A 16345-nucleotide genomic window follows, 5' to 3' on the forward strand; every position below is an offset into this window, starting at 1 on the left:
GCCCGATTCCCCCCAATGCTAGTTTGCCCAGACGTTCTCGGAGGGCAGGCTTTGACAATAAAAATGGCAGTTGCATCGGGCGTTATCTCGCTGGCTTTGACCGGCTGCGGGACCGCCGTAACGGTTCTGCAGGACGATGCCGACGCGGCTCAGGGGCTGCGAAGGCAAAAAACCTATTGCCAGTCCATTCCCAGGGTTTACAGCGGCCTCTCCTATGATTTCTGTGTGTTGAATGCACCGCCCGATCCCACGGGTATCCTCGTGCCACTTGTATTGCTGGACCTGACCTTGTCCGGCGCTCTGGACACGATTGTCTTGCCGTACACGATTTACCGGCAAGGCGTGGACGGCAACATCCTTATCTACTGGCGGCCCGCGCGTGGATAAACACCGGCAAGGTCATGGCCGAAAAAGCACGCCGTTAGCCGCTAGAGGTTTGCCGCTGCTTTTAAGCTATAATCCCGCCCTTTAGCTGTCTCTCGCCCCTTGCGAGGGCACATTAATTTTTGAGGCGCGTTGCGCCTGCACGCAGACTAAAGAGGCTAGACCCCTGTGGCATTGACGATTCTTGGCCTGTCCGGCGCCCTTAGCCATGATCCTTCCGCAGCCTTGTACATCGACGGCAAGCTGGTCGCGGCGGCTGAAGAAGAGCGCTTTGTGCGCGATAAACATGCAAAGAACCGCATGCCCTACGAATCGGCGAAGTTCTGCCTGGAACAGGCCGGTATCAAACCTTCCGACGTTGACGTGGTAGCGATCCCGTTCGCTCCGATCAGCCTGTTTGGCAAGGCCCGCTGGCAGTACGCGAAGCGTTACTGGTACGCCCCGGATCGTGCACTCGACGCGATCCTGATGGGCAACCGTCGCTACAAGCGCTATCGCAACAAGATCGTCTGGTGTCTGGAACAACTGGGTTTTGATCCGAAGAAGATCAAGATCGAGCCGGTCGAACACCACCTGGCCCACGCCTCCAGCGCTTATCACTGCTCCGGTTTCAAAGAGAAAACCGCGATCCTTGGCATCGACGGCAAGGGTGAGTACGCCACGACCTTCTTCGGTTATGGCGAAAACGGCAAGATCCACAAGATCAAGGAATTCTTCGATCCGGACTCCCTCGGCGGCCTGTACGGCGCGATCACCGAGTTCCTCGGTTTCGACATGCTCGACGGTGAGTTCAAGGTCATGGGCATGGCGCCGTACGGCGACGCCAGCAAATACGATTTCTCGCGCCTGGCCTCGTTCGAAAACGGCGAGCTGGTGATCAATACCGACTACGCCAACGTCATCGGCCTGCGTCGTTATAAAGAGAAGGGCAAGGGTTACTACTTCTCGCCGAAGCTGATCGAGTGGCTGGGTCCGAAGCGCGAAGGCGACATCGCCGACGAGCCGTACATCCACTACGCCGCCAGCATTCAAGCGCTGTTCGAAAAAATTTCGCTGCAGATGATCGACCACTACCTGGGCGACGTGCTCAAGGAAACCGGCAAACTGGCCTATGCCGGTGGCTGTGCGTTGAACGTCAAGCTGAACCAGAAAATCATTGCCCGCGACGACGTCAAAGAACTGTTCGTACAGCCTGCATCCGGTGATGCCGGCACCGCCGTCGGCGCTGCTGCCTATGTGTCTCACGCCCGTGGCGTACCGGTCGAGAAGATGGAACACGTCTACCTCGGCCCGTCGTACAGCAACGAAGACGTGATTGCCGCGTGCGCCCGTCATGAGAACAAGCCGACCTGGCGCAAGCTCGACAACATGCCGGAGCAGATCGCCAGGATCATGGTCGATGGCAACCCGGTGGCCTGGTTCCAGGGCCGCATGGAGTTCGGTCCGCGCGCACTCGGCGGTCGTTCGATCATCGGTTGCCCGAGCATTCCCGGCGTGGCTGACCGCATCAACCACCAGATCAAGTTCCGCGAGCGCTGGAGGCCTTTCTGCCCGTCGATGCTCGACACCGTCGCGCCACAGATGATCAAGATCGATCACCCGGCACCGTTCATGACCTTCACCTTTGAAGTGGCGGAAGAGTGGAAAACCCGCGTACCGGAAGTCGTCCACGAAGACGGCACTTCCCGTGCCCAGGTGCTCAAGCGCGAATACAACCCGCGCTACTACGACATGATGAAGGCGCTCGAAGTGCTGACCGGCAACGGCGTGTCGCTGAACACCTCGCTCAACCGTCGTGGCGAACCGATGATCTGCTCGCCGACCGATGCACTGAACATGTTCTTCGGATCGGATCTACAGTATCTGATCATGGAAGACATCCTGGTGGTCAAAGAGGGCGCGAACACCTATGACACGCTCGGCTGAACGCCATGTGTTGCAGTTCTGCCACGGCTATGACGGGCCGTTTCTGGACTGTGCCCGGCAGTACGCCAGCCTGTTCGCGGGGACCGGTTATCGCGTGACCACGGTGTTTCTCACCGGGGTCGCCGACGCCGAAGTCGCTGCGGGTTGCGCTTCCGACGAAGTGTTGTTCATGGAATACAGCTCCAAGGCCATTCGTGGCCTGAAGCTGGGCGCCATCGGCGATCTGCGCAAGATCGCCGCTTCGCGCAACTTCAGTTTCTGCATCGCCCATCGCTTCAAGCCGATCTACATCGCCTTGCTCGGCACGTCGTTGCCGGTGATTGGCGTGCATCACGCGTTTGACGATTACAAACGAGGTACGCGCAAACTGTTCGCGCAGATTTTCCGCAAGCGCCTGAGCCTGCTCGGGGTGTCCGATGCGGTGCGCGATGACATGCGCCGTTGCCTGCCAAAGTGGTCGGCGTCGCGGATTCAGACGCTCTATAACCGTATCGATGTGCAAACGTTGCAGGACAGCCAGGTGACGGCTCGCGAGGCTCGGGAAATTCTCGGGCTGGCGCCGGATGCCTGGGTTGTCGGCAACGTCGGACGACTGCATCCGGACAAGGATCAGGCCACATTGCTGGACGGTTTTGCCGCGGCGCTGCCGGGGTTGCCGGCCAGCAGTCAGTTGGTGATTCTCGGTAGCGGCCGTCTGGAACAGGATCTCAAGGCCCAGGCCCGCGAGTTGGGAATTGGCGATCGCGTCCTGTTCCTAGGCCAGGTGCCCGAAGCGCGCCGTTATTTCCGTGCTTTCGATGTTTTTGCCCTGAGTTCCGATCACGAGCCGTTCGGCATGGTGCTGCTCGAAGCCATGGCCGCCGGCGTACCGTTGCTCGCCACCGCGTGTGGTGGGGCAAAGGAAGTGGTCGAGGGCGTGGGCATTCTGTTCCCCCTGGGCGATGCCGAACACCTGGCTCAAGGGCTGCAACATCTGGCCGCGATGGACGATCAGCAACGTCGCCAATGCGCCGAGCTGATGCTCGACCGCTTGCGCGAACGCTTCTCCGACCGCGCGGTACGCGATGCTTTCTGGCATTTGCCACACGTTATCGAACTGGCACCGAGGGGCTGATGCTCAACCGATTTCAAGGCTGGCGCGAACGTGGCTGGTCGGTAGCCGATGCCTCGACTTACGCCGAGGCCTGGCAGCGTTATGGCGGCAGCGTCGCGACCCATCCAATGGTGGTCGAGCGTCTGGCGCAGTTGGCCGATATCCCGGTGCGTTACCTGGCCTGGGAGCAAAACGGCGAAGTCAAGGCAGCGATCCCGACCTGGGGACGCGACCTTGCCTTGTCCAAAGACGTGCTCAAGCGTCACGGCAAAAAGGGCCTGTTCGACCTCGGCAATGCGGAGATCATTTTGCCGGCCGCTGAAGAGGCCCAGGCTCCACTGCGTCACCGTGGTCGTTATTTGTCGGCGCTGAACGAAAGCCGTTTCACCGGCATCAAGTTGCAGACCGAACAACTGGCCATGGCCCGCACGCCTGAAGAATTGTCGAAGAAATTTCGCTACAACCAGCGCCGTGAATTGCGTTTGCTGGAGGAAGCGGGTGGCACGGTGCGGCCGGTGTCCGAGTTTTCCAGTGGCGAGCTGGCGGCGATTTATTGCGACTTGTTCCAGCGCCGCTGGGGCTTTCCGGCGACCGGTGCCGAGCGTATGGCCGAGGTCATCGAGTTGTTGCGCGAGTTGCTGATCGGATCGGTGATTTTTCTCAACGATGCGCCGATCGCCATTCAACTGGTGTACCGCGTCGAGACACCGCAGTGGATCAGTGTCGAGTACATCAATGGCGGCGTCGACCCTGAAACCCGCGAGTTCAGCCCCGGCAGCGTGCTGAGTTTTCTCAACACCCAAAGTGCCTGGGAACATGCCCGGGCGCTGGACAAGCCCTTGCGCTTTTCCTTCGGTCGCGCCGACCGGGAGTACAAGGATCGCTGGTGCAACCCCGTGCCGGTCTACACCGTATGAGTCAGCCCATGAGCCGCAAACAGCAACTGCTCAAGCGCCATCGACGCAACAAACGCATCGGTCTGTTGATCGCACTGGCGGTGTTGGTCGCCATCGGTGTGATGGTGGCTTGGTGGTTGCCGCCGGTGCTGGCGGTGCTGGGCTGGATCGCCCACGAAGCCTGGTTTGCCGATCATCTGTTCTACTCGCCCAACGACGATTACCAGTACAACTTCCCGCCTTACACGCCAAAACCCAAGGTTCATCTGAGCGGCGAACGCCTGCGACTGGACGACGGTGTGATGCTGGTCGACGACGCGACGCTGGTGTTGGCGCTGCGGATCAAAAGCACATGGCTGGGGCGTTTTCTCGATCCTGTGGTTGAGTTGTCCGGGGGCGATAACCCGGACCGACAAACTTTCGAGCGTGGTGTGAACGGCCTGCGTTACCTCAATCTCAGTGGTCAGGCGCAAGTGCTGTCACGAGGGGAATTGCGTCTGCGCGGGCGTTTTTGCCGATTGCTCGGCGAGCCTGTGTTGTGGGCTTTCGAACATCCGGATTACCGCCGTCAGCGGGTGATGGTCATCGCGCCCCATGCCGATGATGCGGAATTGGCAGCCTATGGCTTGTACAGCCAGGCCGATGAAACCTGGGTCGTCACACTGACTGCCGGTGAAATCGAAGCCGAACACTATCAGCAGATGGGCTTGGGCAAGGTCGAGGCCGCGCGTCTCAAAGGCCGTTTGCGTGCCTGGGACAGTGTCGCGGTACCGCGCTGGGCCGGGGTGCCTGAAAGCCGTTGCGTGCAGTTGGGTTATTTCTGCCTGCAACTGGCGGCCATGCAAGCCTCGCCTGCTCAGCCGGCAGGCTCACGAGAAGCGGACTTGAGCGACACCCGGTTGTTTCGCCAGTTGAACCCGTTTGCCTTGCCGGGCGATGTCGACGGTGCGCCGACCTGGAACAATTTGTTGGCCGACCTGCGTGAGCTGCTGCTGCGGGCACAGCCTGAAGTGATCGTGCTGCCACACCCGACCCTTGATCCACACCCGGATCATATTTGCGCTCATGCAGCAGTTCTCGAAGCCTTGAACGGGCTCGACTGGCAGCCGACGCTGCTCGGTTACGCCAATCATCTGCATGACAACGATCGTTGGCCAATGGGCGATAGCGGTGCCGGTGTGACGTTGCCACCGGTGTTCGATCCGGCCTCGTTGCTGCATCCCTACTGCCTTCTGCTGGCTCAGTCCCAGCAGCGGGACAAGGCCATGGCACTGGGGATGATGCATGACTTGCAGCCCCGAGCCCCGTTCAAGCGGCGGTTGCGTCGCGGCTTGCAGCGACTGCTGGCCGGGCGCTCTGGTTCGCCTTACGGCGAGAACGAATTTTTTCGCAAGGCTGTGCGTCGCCATGAGCTGTTCTGGCATTTGTAAAGTGTTACGGGCCTGAAGTCCGCCTGCTGCGAGCAGGAAGGGTGTCAGGTGTTGCTCGGTTTGCCTGTTGCGGCAAGGAAGACGATGAAAGTTCTATTTCTGGTGCAGAAAGATCAACGGGCCATCCTGGACCGTTTGTACGACGGCGTGGCGGCTCATTGCGAGTGCGACCTGCGGTGGCTGAGCAGCAGTGAACAGCGCAACCTGCGCAGCTATTTCCGGCGCGAAGTCGATGTCTCGCGCTATGACCGCATCGTGTTTTTCCTGCGTTTCAAACAGGAAATCCGTCAGGTCGGGTTTATCCGCACGATCCCCAACCTGGTGATTCTCGAACACGACGCTTACCAGAACTACATTCCTTGCAAATACACCGGCAAGTTCAGCGCGCACTACCGCCGGCTGCCGTGGGCGCGAGTCATCAGTTCCGGTTTCGTTGTCACCGAACGGCTGCGCGGTGAGGGGTTCGACGCGGTGTTCGTGCCCAAGGGTTACGACCAGACGCAACTTGAGGATCAAGGCCGCGAGCGGGATATCGAACTGGCTTTTGTCGGCAGCACCAACAGTGTCGCCTACAGTGGACGCAAGGCCCTGCTCGATGAGTTGGCCCGTGTCGAACCCCTGGTGGTCACTCGCACGAAATCCGGTGAGGAGTACCGCGACACGCTCAACCGTATCCGCTTTTTCGTCAGTGCCGATGTCGGCATGGGCGAATTCATGATCAAGAATTTCGAGGCCATGGCCTGTGGTTGTGTGTTGCTGGCGTATGACCAGGGCGAGGCGGAAAGCCAGGCGCTGGGGCTGCAGGATATGCACAACATTGTGTTCTATCAGAGCATCGCGCAGCTTCAGGAAAAACTGGCGCTATTGCGCAGCGACCCGGAAATGGCACAGCGTATCGCCCGAAATGGTCGTGAGCTGGCGGTCAGCCAGTTCAGTTTTGCGCGCATCGGTCAGCGGATCGTCGAGGAACTCAAGCCTGCTTTGGGTGCTCGCGCACCGTTGAGCCTGCTGGAAAAAATCCGCCTGATGTTGGGCATTTGACTGCTATGAGCATTCTTAACGTCATGTGGGCCAGCGGTGCTCCGTTCGCCTCGACTCATAAGGTGCACCAGCAGATATTGTCTCAGGCTCCGACCACCGTACCGATTGAAACCTGGCTGTTGCAGGGACATGCGTCCGACAGCGGGGTAGAAGTCGGTGAAGTACGGGAGTGGGGGTTGTCCTCTGCCCGGTTGAAGGGGCGACATTTCTGGCGACTGACCAGACCGTGGATGCGCCACAGGTTTCAGCGTGCCCTTCAGGACAGCGATGTACATGTACTGTTGCTCGATGGCCTGGGTGTAGCGCGAACGCTGCTGCCTGTGCTCGAGGCCTTGCCACATATCCGTGCGGTGGTGATTTTCCACGGCTCGACGCGGGTTCACGCTACTGATCGGGCGCTCTTTCAGCGCTTTGCGGCCTCCCGGCTGACGGTGGTCGCGGTGTCGCAAACCCTCGCGACTTCGTTGAGCCAGGACCTGCAAGTACCGGTCACGACGCTGCGCAGCGCCTTCGATCCTGCTGCCTTTCGTTCGGCTCTGCTGCCGCGCGAGCAGGCGCGTGCGCGTTTGGGGCTGCCCCTGGATAACACGCCGGTGCTGGGTGCCGTAGGACGGCTGGTCGCGGGAAAAGGTTTTGGCTGCCTGCTCGATGCCTTTGCGGCGGCATTGCATGAACGGCCGGATCTGCTATTGGTAATTGTGGGAGAAGGTACGGCCCGTGCCGAGCTGGAAGCGCGAATCGATGCGCTGGGGCTGCACGACAGGGTGTTGTTGCCGGGCCACGTCAACGACGTGGCGCAACTCTATTGTGCATTCGACTGGGTCGCGATGCCCTCGCTGAGCGAAGGCTTGGGACTCATCATGCAGGAAGCGGTGATGGCGGGCGTTCCGGTAATCGCCAGCGAACTGGACGTGTTCCGTGAGCAACTGGGCGATACCGGCTGGTACGCCCCGGTCGAGGATGTGAGTGCCTGGCGCGACGCCATTGTGCGAGCGTTCAGCGTATCTGCCCGGACGATCACCGCAGATCAGTACCGGGCACTTGCCCCGGATCAAGCCTGGTTGAGCTTCAGCCAGGCTTCCCGGGCATTGCTTTCATGACGGCAGCAATGCCTGTTCGAGTGCTTGCATCGGAAAGCTGTCGTTCAGGTTCTCTCGTGCAATATAGCGCGCGAAGTGCTGCAGGTTGCGCTTGATCAAATGACGGGGCAACGGCGCCCGCAGAAAACGCATGTCTGCCACATCGATGAGGCCCATGCGGTTGTCGGGTGTGACCACAATGTTGCCCAGGTGCAGTGACCGGAAGTAGATCCCCGACTTATGAAGACTTTGTATCAGCCCGACCAGCTCCGGCAGGGCCTGCGGCCAGGTGAAGCCTTCCTTGCTGGCGATCTGGCGCAGGGTCTCTCCTGGCAGAGGCTGGTAAAGCACTGCAGTCATGCCCGGTGTTTGCAGTCGGTAGTACTTCAGGACCTGCAAGGTCGGCACGCCGAGCTTTTGCAGTTCGGTGGCATTGTCGATGAAGCGTTTCGAGTAGGGACGAAATAGCGCGGAGGAAAAAATACGCTTGCGGCGGAACAGTTTCAGAATATTCCCATTCTGCAACAGGTAGACTTTCGGCCCAAAGCTGTCGGCTTCCAGTACTCTGGCGCCTTCAATCATCTGATTTAGAGCGGCTATCGAAAGCCTAGAACATTGCATCGTAGAAGCCTTGTTGGAATACGGGGTGTTGTGGCGGGCAATGATGCCGAAAAGTTTCAGCTTTAACCATGCCGGGCGGGGTGGGTGATTTTTCTCAGGGGTAATTTGATGCAAGAAAAACGCTGGGCGCAAGTATGGATGACAATAGGTCTGCTGTGGTTTTTGTTGGCCATCGCAGTTGCGCCTACCAACAAAATCTATCAACAAGGTTTGGTCGCATTGCTGTGGGTGCCGGCGATATTGTTTTCATGGTCCGCACGTTTCCGACTCCGGGAGTTGTTCTATGAGCAACGCTGGATCTACCTACCGATGCTCGGTCTTCTGGTCTGGTCGCTGATCAGTCTTGCATGGACGAACACTCCTGACCTCGCTCGCGAGGCCAAGCGTTTGCTCTACATCGTGGTGTTCCTGTTGTTCTTTCCGGTTTTTGCCAATGGCCGGCCCGAGCGTGTGATCCGCATCATGCAATGGGGAGGCATCGGGTTGGCAGCGACGGCGCTGGTAGCCATCGTCAGGTTTTATGGCGTTGACGGAAACGACTGGACTTCGCGTCTTCAGGGGTTGGGTGAGTTGTCTCATCCGATTCTGGGGGGCTATGTCATTGGGTTGGCAGCGGTATGGCTGGCTTTCTGGCCTCCGAACAACCGCAGGATGCAAGGGGTCTGGGCGGTAGCTCTGGGCCTGCTTTGCGCCTTTGTGATGCTTAGCCAGAGCCGCGGTGCCGGGGTGGCATTGTTTTTCACGATACTCGCCATGCCTGTGTGGAGCGGTGACCGACGCAGTCGCATCATCGCGGCGGTTGCATTGATCGTGGCGGTGCTGGCTGTCTGGTTCTTCGAATCCTTCGTCGTGGCGCGTGGTGTGTCTTATCGACCGCAGATCCTGATAGCCAGTTTGCAGATGATCAGTGAGCATCCATGGCTTGGCCTGGGACTGGGCGGTAATTACCGAGTGTTTGCTTCGGATCTGTATTTTGACCATACGCACAACTTGTTTACCCACGTGACCATCGAGCTGGGGTTGCCAGGACTGCTGTTGTGGTGTGCGATTTGGCTTGCGGTACTGTACGAGGCCTGGAAAGTCCGCGAGACGCTCTATGCCAAGGGGATCATTGGCATCTGGCTGTTTTCGACACTGGCCATGCAGTTTGACGCCGCCAGTCTGTCCGGTACACCAAGGCCCGAATGGTTCATAAGCTGGTTACCCGTAGGGCTGGCCAGTCTTTTGGTGTGGGCGCGGGCCAATTCCGACGCCTGTGATAAAATTTCGCGTTCTACCTAACCAGTGAGCTCTACGATGACTGACGCACCGCCTAAAGCGGGACAGGATTCCAGCCTGAAAATCTATCTTCGGCTCTTGGGTTATGTAAAACCCTATGTCGGCCTTTTCCTGCTGAGTATCGTGGGCTTCGTGATCTTTGCCTCCACACAGCCAATGCTGGCCGGGATTCTCAAGTATTTCGTCGATGGCCTGAGCAACCCTGAAGCGGTGCTCTTCCCCACGGTTCCTTACCTGAAGGATTTGCAGTTGCTGATGGCCGTGCCGTTGCTGATCATCCTGATCGCGGCGTGGCAGGGCCTGGGCTCGTTCCTCGGTAACTACTACCTGGCGAAGGTATCGCTGGGGCTGGTGCATGACTTGCGCGTCGAGTTGTTCAACAAGCTGCTGGTGCTGCCCAATCGCTACTTCGACACCCACAACTCCGGGCACCTGATCTCGCGCATCACGTTCAACGTGACGATGGTGACCGGCGCGGCCACGGATGCCATCAAGGTGGTGATCCGCGAAGGCCTGACCGTGGTCTTCCTGTTTGCCTATTTGCTGTGGATGAACTGGAAGCTGACCCTGGTGATGCTGGCCATCCTGCCGCTGATTGCGTTCATGGTGGGCAACACCAGCAAGAAATTCCGCAAGCAGAGCAAGAAGATCCAGGTGGCCATGGGCGACGTGACGCACGTAGCTTCCGAGACCATTCAGGGCTATCGCGTAGTGCGCAGCTTCGGTGGCGAGAGCTACGAAGAACAGCGCTTTGCCGCCGCCAGCCAGGGCAACACCGACAAGCAATTGCGCATGACCAAAACCGGAGCGGTCTATACGCCCATGCTGCAACTGGTGATCTACACCGCCATGGCCGTGTTGATGTTCCTCGTGCTGTTCCTGCGCGGCGACGCCACCGCCGGTGATCTGGTGGCCTACATCACCGCTGCGGGTCTGTTGCCGAAGCCGATCAGGCAGCTTTCGGAAGTCAGTTCGACCATCCAGAAAGGCGTTGCCGGTGCCGAGAGCATTTTCGAGCAACTGGACGTCGAGCCTGAAGTCGATAACGGCACAGTCGAGCGTGATCGCGTCAATGGCCACCTGCAGGTGCGCAACCTCAGCTTCACGTATCCGGGAACCGACCGTGAAGTATTGAAGAACATCAATTTCTCGGCGGCGCCGGGGCAGATGATCGCCTTGGTTGGTCGCTCAGGCAGCGGCAAGTCGACCCTGGCCAGCCTGATTCCGCGTTTCTATCATCACGACGTCGGCGAAATCCTGCTCGATGATGTCGAGATCGAAGACTACCGCCTGCGCAACCTGCGTCGGCACGTGGCCCAGGTCACGCAGCATGTCACCCTGTTCAACGACACCATCGCCAACAACATCGCTTACGGTGACCTGGCCGGTGCACCCCGTGCCGACATTGAAAAGGCCGCTACGGATGCGTTCGCAATGGACTTCATTTCGCAGATGCCCGAAGGCCTGGATACGCAGGTCGGTGAAAATGGCGTGTTGCTGTCCGGTGGCCAGCGTCAACGTCTGGCGATCGCCCGGGCACTGTTGAAAAATGCGCCGCTGCTGATCCTCGACGAGGCGACCTCGGCACTCGACACCGAATCCGAACGCCACATTCAGGCGGCGCTGGACCAGGTCATGAAAGGTCGCACCACGCTGGTCATCGCTCACCGCTTGTCGACCATCGAGAAGGCTGACCTGATCCTGGTGATGGATCAGGGCCAGATCGTCGAGCGCGGCACCCACGCGCAGCTGCTGGCGCAAAACGGCTACTACTCGCGACTGCATGCGATGGGCCTGGACACACCGGCCGAAGACATCGCCTGACCTCGACAACAACAGGGCGAGCACGACTCGCCCTGTCTGAATGATTTGCTTGAAAAATGAGCAATCGACCCCGTCGTATCATCCCGTTGCAGCCGTCGCACAAGCCGATGCCTACCCTGTGTTAATATCGCGCCCCTGTTCATTTTGTATGTGGGTTGCTCCATGAAGTTGTCCATGCCGCGATTCGATCAAGCCCCTGTCTTGGTGGTCGGCGATGTCATGCTCGACCGTTACTGGCATGGTGGTACCTCACGGATTTCCCCTGAGGCGCCAGTACCGGTAGTCAAGGTCGATCACATCGAGGACCGCCCCGGCGGTGCCGCCAACGTTGCGTTGAACATCGCCGCCCTTGGCGCACCGGCCTCATTGGTCGGTGTGACCGGCGACGATGAAGCCGCCGACAGCCTGGCCAATAGCCTCAAGGGTGCCGGTGTTCGGGCGCTGTTCCAGCGCATTGCGCACCAGCCGACCATCGTCAAGTTGCGGGTCATGAGTCGTCACCAGCAACTGTTGCGTATCGACTTCGAAGAACCCTTCGCCACAGATGCCCTGGAGTTGTCGGTGCAAGTCGACGAATTGCTCGAAGGCATCAAGGTGCTGGTGCTGTCCGACTACGGCAAAGGCGCGCTGAAGAATCACCAGGTGCTGATCCAGGCCGCCCGTGCCCGTGGCATTCCGGTATTGGCCGACCCCAAGGGCAAGGATTTTTCGATCTACCGCGGTGCGAGCCTGATCACGCCGAACCTCAGCGAGTTCGAAACCATCGTCGGTGGTTGCGCCGATGAGCACGAGTTGGTGAGCAAGGGCGCGCAGTTGATGCACGACCTCGACCTCGGCGCTTTGCTGGTCACCCGTGGCGAACACGGCATGACCCTGTTGCGCCCGGATCATCCGGCGCTGCACCTGCCGGCCCGCGCCCGTGAAGTGTTCGATGTGACCGGTGCCGGCGACACGGTGATTTCAACCCTGGCGGCAGCAATTGCTGCTGGCGAGGAACTGCCGCATGCGGTGGGCCTGGCCAACCTGGCGGCGGGCATCGTGGTCGGCAAACTCGGTACGGCGGCCATCAGCGCGCCGGAGTTGCGTCGCGCCATCCAGCGTGAAGAAGGTTCCGAACGCGGCGTGCTGGGTCTCGAACAACTGCTGCTGGCAGTCGACGATGCCCGTGCGCACAACGAGAAGATCGTCTTCACCAACGGCTGCTTCGACATCCTGCATGCCGGCCACGTGACCTATCTTGAGCAGGCGCGGGCGCAAGGCGATCGCCTGATCGTTGCGGTCAACGACGATGCGTCGGTCAGCCGCCTGAAAGGGCCGGGTCGTCCGATCAACAGTGTCGACCGTCGCATGGCCGTGCTGGCAGGTCTGGGCGCGGTGGACTGGGTGATCAGCTTCCCTGAAGGCACGCCGGAGAACCTGCTGCGCGAGGTCAAGCCGGATGTGTTGGTCAAGGGCGGCGACTATGGGATCGATCAAGTGGTCGGCGCGGACATCGTGACCGCTTACGGCGGCACCGTGAAAGTGCTGGGGCTGGTTGAAAACAGCTCCACGACCGCGATTGTCGAGAAAATCCGCAAGTCTGAGTGACGCGCTGATCGTTCCCACGCTCTGCGTGGGAACGCCTCTACGGACGCTCCGCGTTCGGTGTTAAAGGGACGCGGAGCGTCCCGGGCTGCATTCCCACGCAGAGCATGGGAACGATCAAGGGCGTGCAGCCTTGCGCGGCACGATCTTCTTCAGCAATTGCTTCGCTTTCCCGCGTAACAACGCCAACCCCGAATTCTTCCCCGGTGGGGTCAATCCCTGCTGCCGCACCCAATCCTTCCAGCGAATCCGCTCATCCCTCACCAGCCAGCCTTCCTGTCGGGCAAAGCTTTCCGCCAGGTACAACCCGCGCGTGCTCGCCGGATACAGCTGATCCTTTTTCAAGGTATAGAGCTCGGCCGTGGGGTGGCCGTCCTGCAAAGGCATCAGGTACAGATCGGGACGCTTGCGGTCGAGGCGGGCCACCAGTTGATCGCCTTCCAGTCGTTCGTCGACATGGAACAGGCTCAAGGGCTTGGCTTCCTTGGGCACGTCCAGGCGCAAATCGTAGATCAACTGCAACGACGCGGTCGGCAAGTGCACATAGGCCCGTGGGCGTTCGATCAACTGCAGATTGGCGCAGCGCACCGGTCGTGCCGAACCCGACAGTGGCGTCAGGCGAAACGGCAGGGCTTCGCGGTAATGCAGGGCAGACGAGTAGGGCGCCGGTAGCCATGTATCGTTGAAGCGCCCGCCGAGCCAGCCTTCCGGGGTTTCCAGCAGGCACTCCTCGGCAATTTCCTGGATAGCCGTGTGCAACGGCAGGTTCAGCTCATGGGCCGGCACATATCCGGAAATCAACTTGAGCACTACGTCGCCACGATCCTGTCGGCGTTGGCGCACCAACACCCAGTAATCGCGATTCTGCCAATGCAGGGTCAGGCGCACCGAAACCCCGAGGTTGGCCAGCTCAAGGGAAAACCGCTCGCTATCGGCGACGGTGACCGGGCGGCGACGTTGCAGGATCTGGGAGAAGTTGAGCGGTCTCCCGACGCTCTGATAACTCAGGCCTTCGGGAGTCGCTTCGACGAATAACGGCAGGGTCTTGAAGTTGCTAGGGTTCTTTCTTATGAGCGTACGCGGCATGTCGGCTCCTGCTTAAGGCCGCGTGGGCGGCATCAGTTGCTACGTAGGACTTGGGCAACGGTCGCGACGTTATGGGCGAGGTGCAGCGGATTAATGGTCCCGACAATAGCACTGGCAACACCCGGATGTTCAAACAACAACTCGAAACTGGCACGCACCGGATCCACCCCCGGACTCAGACACACGTGGCCGCTGGCGAGGGCTTTTTTCACCAGAATGGCTTTGCCGTGAGCAGCAGCATAGTCAATGACCGGCTTCTCGGTTTTTTCGTTCAGATTGTAGGTGACCATTGCGCAATCACCTTGCTCAAGCGCCTTCAAACCACCTTCAACGGTTTTGCCGGAAAAGCCGAAGCCGCGAATCTTGCCCTCAGCCTTGAGCTCGGCGAGGGTCGCATAGACTTCGCAGTCGTTGAGGATGGCCATATCGTTGCCATCGGAGTGCACCAGCACCAGATCGATGAAGTCCGTTTCCAGCCGTTGCAGGCTGCGCTCTACCGAAAACCGGGTATGAGCGGCGCTGAAATCGTGACGGGACTGACCGTCGGCAAATTCTTCGCCGACCTTGCTGACAATCACCCAATCCTGACGCTGGCCGCGCAGCAACGGGCCAAGGCGCTCTTCGCTGCGACCGTAGGCCGGAGCGGTGTCGATCAGGTTGATGCCCAGATCGCGTGTGAGTTTGAGCAGCATCCGCGCTTCATCATCATCCGGGATCTGAAAGCCGTTGGGGTACTTCACCCCTTGATCGCGACCGAGTTTTACCGTGCCAAGGCCCAGCGGCGAGACCAGCAGGCCGGTGCTGCCCAAGGGACGATGCAGGTCGTGCAGAGTTGGTTGGCTCATGGCAGCAATTGCTCCCAGGCCGGAACACCCATCGGCGGTTTTGGCAGCGGCGGCAGCGCGGTCACCGGACCCGGTTGAATGCCGTCGCGGGCCAGGCTGGCGATAACGCGGTCGGCGAAGTCCGGCGCCAACGCCAGTTTGGTTGGCCAGCCCACCAGCAGTCGACCTTCCTCGGCGAGAAACGCATTGTCGGGGCGGGTCAGCCCCGATTGCAGCGGTTCGGCACGATCCACGCGCAAGGTGGCCCATTGCACAGTGCTCAGGTCAATCCAGGGCAGCAATTGGCCGAGCTCTTTCTGTGCGGTGGCGATCTGTTCGGCGGGCTCACGGGCCACGCCCTCGCTTTCGGCGATATCGCCGCCCATGTACCAGACCCATTGGCCATCAGCCGCCGGGTGCGTGGTCACGGTAATCCGCGGTTTGGTGCCGCCGCCCAGACAGTGGGCGTAAAGCGGTTTGAGGCTCGGGCCTTTGGCGATGATCATGTGCAGCGGGCGGCGTTGCATGGCCGGTTGGCTCAGGCCCAGCGCTTCGAGCAGCGCAGCAGTGCCGGCGCCAGCGCTCAAGACGATGCGTTGCGCGCGGATTTCATGCTCGTCCACTTTCAGGCCGACCAGCACGCCACCCTCAAGCAACGGCTCGATGTGCTGACCGGCGAGCAAACCGTCACCGGCCAGGTCGGCCAGGCGCTGGACCAGACTCGGCACGTCGATCACCAGTTCGGCCAAGCGATAGACCTTGCCCTTGAAACGTTTGTCTTGCAGAGCGGGCGGCAGTTGGTCGCCCTTGACCTGATCGACGCGGCCGCGCACGGCTTTGCTGGCGAAGAAACTGGTGAGGTTGCCGGCGATCGTGCCGGGGGACCACAGGTAATGGGCTTCGGACAGCAGGCGCACACCGGACAGGTCCAGCTCGCCGTCACCGGCCAGGGCTTCACGCCAGCGACGCGGCATGTCGGCGATGGCTTCCGAAGCACCGGTCAGGGCGCCGTGCAGCGCGTACTTGGCGCCGCCGTGGATGATGCCCTGGGACTTCACGCTCTGCCCGCCGCCAAGGCTGGCGCTTTCCACCAGCACGGTCGAAAAACCCTGGCGGCGCAGGCGCGCGTTCAGCCAGAGGCCGGCGACACCAGCGCCGACAATCAGAACGTCGGTGGAAATTACGGATGGCATGCGGCGACCTCAGTGTTCAAGACGAGGGCGCAGTATACAGAGCTCGGCGAGGAATAAAGATCGCAGCCTGCGGCAGCTCCTACAGA

General features: G+C 60.2%; 14 protein-coding genes. 10 read left to right on the forward strand and 4 right to left on the reverse strand.

Annotation, left to right across the window (positions count from 1 at the left end; translation table 11 throughout):
- The first annotated feature begins 51 nt into the window (after positions 1-51).
- From ACW9JC_RS10340 to ACW9JC_RS10370, 7 genes are all read left to right on the forward strand, one after another.
- Positions 52-387: a YceK/YidQ family lipoprotein gene (locus ACW9JC_RS10340; RefSeq protein WP_457454929.1), complete on the forward strand. Its 336-nt coding sequence runs from the start codon at positions 52-54 to the stop codon at positions 385-387.
- Positions 388-552: 165 nt separating this feature from the next.
- Positions 553-2310 (forward strand): carbamoyltransferase family protein, encoded by a 1758-nt coding sequence (locus ACW9JC_RS10345; protein ID WP_416130327.1) that lies wholly within the window; start codon positions 553-555, stop codon positions 2308-2310.
- Complete coding sequence (locus ACW9JC_RS10350; RefSeq protein ID WP_457454930.1) at positions 2294-3424, forward strand: glycosyltransferase; 1131 nt, start codon at positions 2294-2296, stop codon at positions 3422-3424. The genes ACW9JC_RS10345 and ACW9JC_RS10350 overlap by 17 nt, the downstream gene beginning before the upstream one ends.
- Positions 3424-4320: an antimicrobial resistance protein Mig-14 gene (locus tag ACW9JC_RS10355; RefSeq protein ID WP_457454931.1), complete on the forward strand. Its 897-nt coding sequence runs from the start codon at positions 3424-3426 to the stop codon at positions 4318-4320. The genes ACW9JC_RS10350 and ACW9JC_RS10355 overlap by 1 nt, the downstream gene beginning before the upstream one ends.
- Positions 4321-4328: 8 nt before the next feature.
- A complete protein-coding gene (locus ACW9JC_RS10360) occupies positions 4329-5729 on the forward strand; it encodes a PIG-L deacetylase family protein (RefSeq protein ID WP_457454932.1) in 1401 nt (466 codons plus the stop codon).
- An 84-nt stretch (positions 5730-5813) separates the two neighbouring features.
- Positions 5814-6770 carry a glycosyltransferase family protein gene (locus ACW9JC_RS10365; protein WP_457454933.1) on the forward strand — a complete coding sequence of 319 codons (957 nt, stop codon included), beginning with the start codon at positions 5814-5816 and terminating at the stop codon, positions 6768-6770.
- Between the two features lie 5 nt (positions 6771-6775).
- The gene (locus tag ACW9JC_RS10370; protein WP_457454934.1) at positions 6776-7870 is read left to right on the forward strand and encodes a glycosyltransferase family 4 protein; all 1095 of its coding nucleotides are present in this window, start codon (positions 6776-6778) and stop codon (positions 7868-7870) included.
- Here the strand turns inward: ACW9JC_RS10370 and ACW9JC_RS10375 are convergent.
- Complete coding sequence (locus ACW9JC_RS10375; RefSeq protein ID WP_457454940.1) at positions 7865-8470, reverse strand: toluene tolerance protein; 606 nt, start codon at positions 8468-8470, stop codon at positions 7865-7867. The genes ACW9JC_RS10370 and ACW9JC_RS10375 overlap by 6 nt on opposite strands.
- Positions 8471-8578: 108 nt before the next feature.
- Here ACW9JC_RS10375 and ACW9JC_RS10380 point away from each other — a divergent pair, with 108 nt between their 5' ends.
- From ACW9JC_RS10380 to hldE, 3 genes are all read left to right on the forward strand, one after another.
- Entirely contained in the window at positions 8579-9751 is a 1173-nt protein-coding gene (locus tag ACW9JC_RS10380) for an O-antigen ligase family protein (RefSeq protein WP_457454935.1), read from the forward strand.
- Between the two features lie 15 nt (positions 9752-9766).
- Entirely contained in the window at positions 9767-11572 is a 1806-nt protein-coding gene (gene msbA / locus ACW9JC_RS10385) for a lipid A export permease/ATP-binding protein MsbA (RefSeq protein ID WP_457454936.1), read from the forward strand.
- 162 nt (positions 11573-11734) lie between these two features.
- Positions 11735-13159, forward strand: a complete 1425-nt coding sequence (hldE, locus tag ACW9JC_RS10390) for a bifunctional D-glycero-beta-D-manno-heptose-7-phosphate kinase/D-glycero-beta-D-manno-heptose 1-phosphate adenylyltransferase HldE (protein ID WP_150704323.1) — start codon at positions 11735-11737, stop codon at positions 13157-13159.
- A gap of 114 nt (positions 13160-13273) precedes the next feature.
- On the opposite strand, the gene ACW9JC_RS10395 is transcribed toward hldE, so the two are convergent.
- Genes ACW9JC_RS10395 through ACW9JC_RS10405 form a run of 3 tightly spaced genes read right to left on the reverse strand, consistent with a single transcriptional unit; the run spans position 13274 to position 16259 of the window.
- The gene (locus tag ACW9JC_RS10395) at positions 13274-14242 is read right to left on the reverse strand and encodes a metal ABC transporter ATPase (RefSeq protein ID WP_457454937.1); all 969 of its coding nucleotides are present in this window, start codon (positions 14240-14242) and stop codon (positions 13274-13276) included.
- A gap of 32 nt (positions 14243-14274) precedes the next feature.
- The gene (locus tag ACW9JC_RS10400) at positions 14275-15087 is read right to left on the reverse strand and encodes an aldo/keto reductase (RefSeq protein WP_457454938.1); all 813 of its coding nucleotides are present in this window, start codon (positions 15085-15087) and stop codon (positions 14275-14277) included.
- Positions 15084-16259, reverse strand: coding sequence for an NAD(P)/FAD-dependent oxidoreductase (locus ACW9JC_RS10405; RefSeq protein WP_457454939.1), 1176 nt, complete (start codon positions 16257-16259; stop codon positions 15084-15086). Before ACW9JC_RS10405 ends, ACW9JC_RS10400 begins: the two co-directional genes overlap by 4 nt.
- Positions 16260-16345 lie beyond the last annotated feature (86 nt).

This window comes from Pseudomonas sp. SDO5591_S426 (genome assembly GCF_054070755.1).

Coding starts and splice junctions, on each gene's coding strand:
- ACW9JC_RS10350 (WP_457454930.1), top strand. CDS start 2,294: ATGACACGCTCGGCTGAACGCCATGTGTTGCAGTTCTGCCACGGCTAT.
- ACW9JC_RS10355 (WP_457454931.1), top strand. CDS start 3,424: ATGCTCAACCGATTTCAAGGCTGGCGCGAACGTGGCTGGTCGGTAGCC.
- ACW9JC_RS10360 (WP_457454932.1), top strand. CDS start 4,329: ATGAGCCGCAAACAGCAACTGCTCAAGCGCCATCGACGCAACAAACGC.
- ACW9JC_RS10365 (WP_457454933.1), top strand. CDS start 5,814: ATGAAAGTTCTATTTCTGGTGCAGAAAGATCAACGGGCCATCCTGGAC.
- ACW9JC_RS10370 (WP_457454934.1), top strand. CDS start 6,776: ATGAGCATTCTTAACGTCATGTGGGCCAGCGGTGCTCCGTTCGCCTCG.
- ACW9JC_RS10375 (WP_457454940.1), bottom strand. CDS start 8,470: ATGCAATGTTCTAGGCTTTCGATAGCCGCTCTAAATCAGATGATTGAA.
- ACW9JC_RS10380 (WP_457454935.1), top strand. CDS start 8,579: ATGCAAGAAAAACGCTGGGCGCAAGTATGGATGACAATAGGTCTGCTG.
- msbA (WP_457454936.1), top strand. CDS start 9,767: ATGACTGACGCACCGCCTAAAGCGGGACAGGATTCCAGCCTGAAAATC.
- hldE (WP_150704323.1), top strand. CDS start 11,735: ATGAAGTTGTCCATGCCGCGATTCGATCAAGCCCCTGTCTTGGTGGTC.
- ACW9JC_RS10395 (WP_457454937.1), bottom strand. CDS start 14,242: ATGCCGCGTACGCTCATAAGAAAGAACCCTAGCAACTTCAAGACCCTG.
- ACW9JC_RS10400 (WP_457454938.1), bottom strand. CDS start 15,087: ATGAGCCAACCAACTCTGCACGACCTGCATCGTCCCTTGGGCAGCACC.
- ACW9JC_RS10405 (WP_457454939.1), bottom strand. CDS start 16,259: ATGCCATCCGTAATTTCCACCGACGTTCTGATTGTCGGCGCTGGTGTC.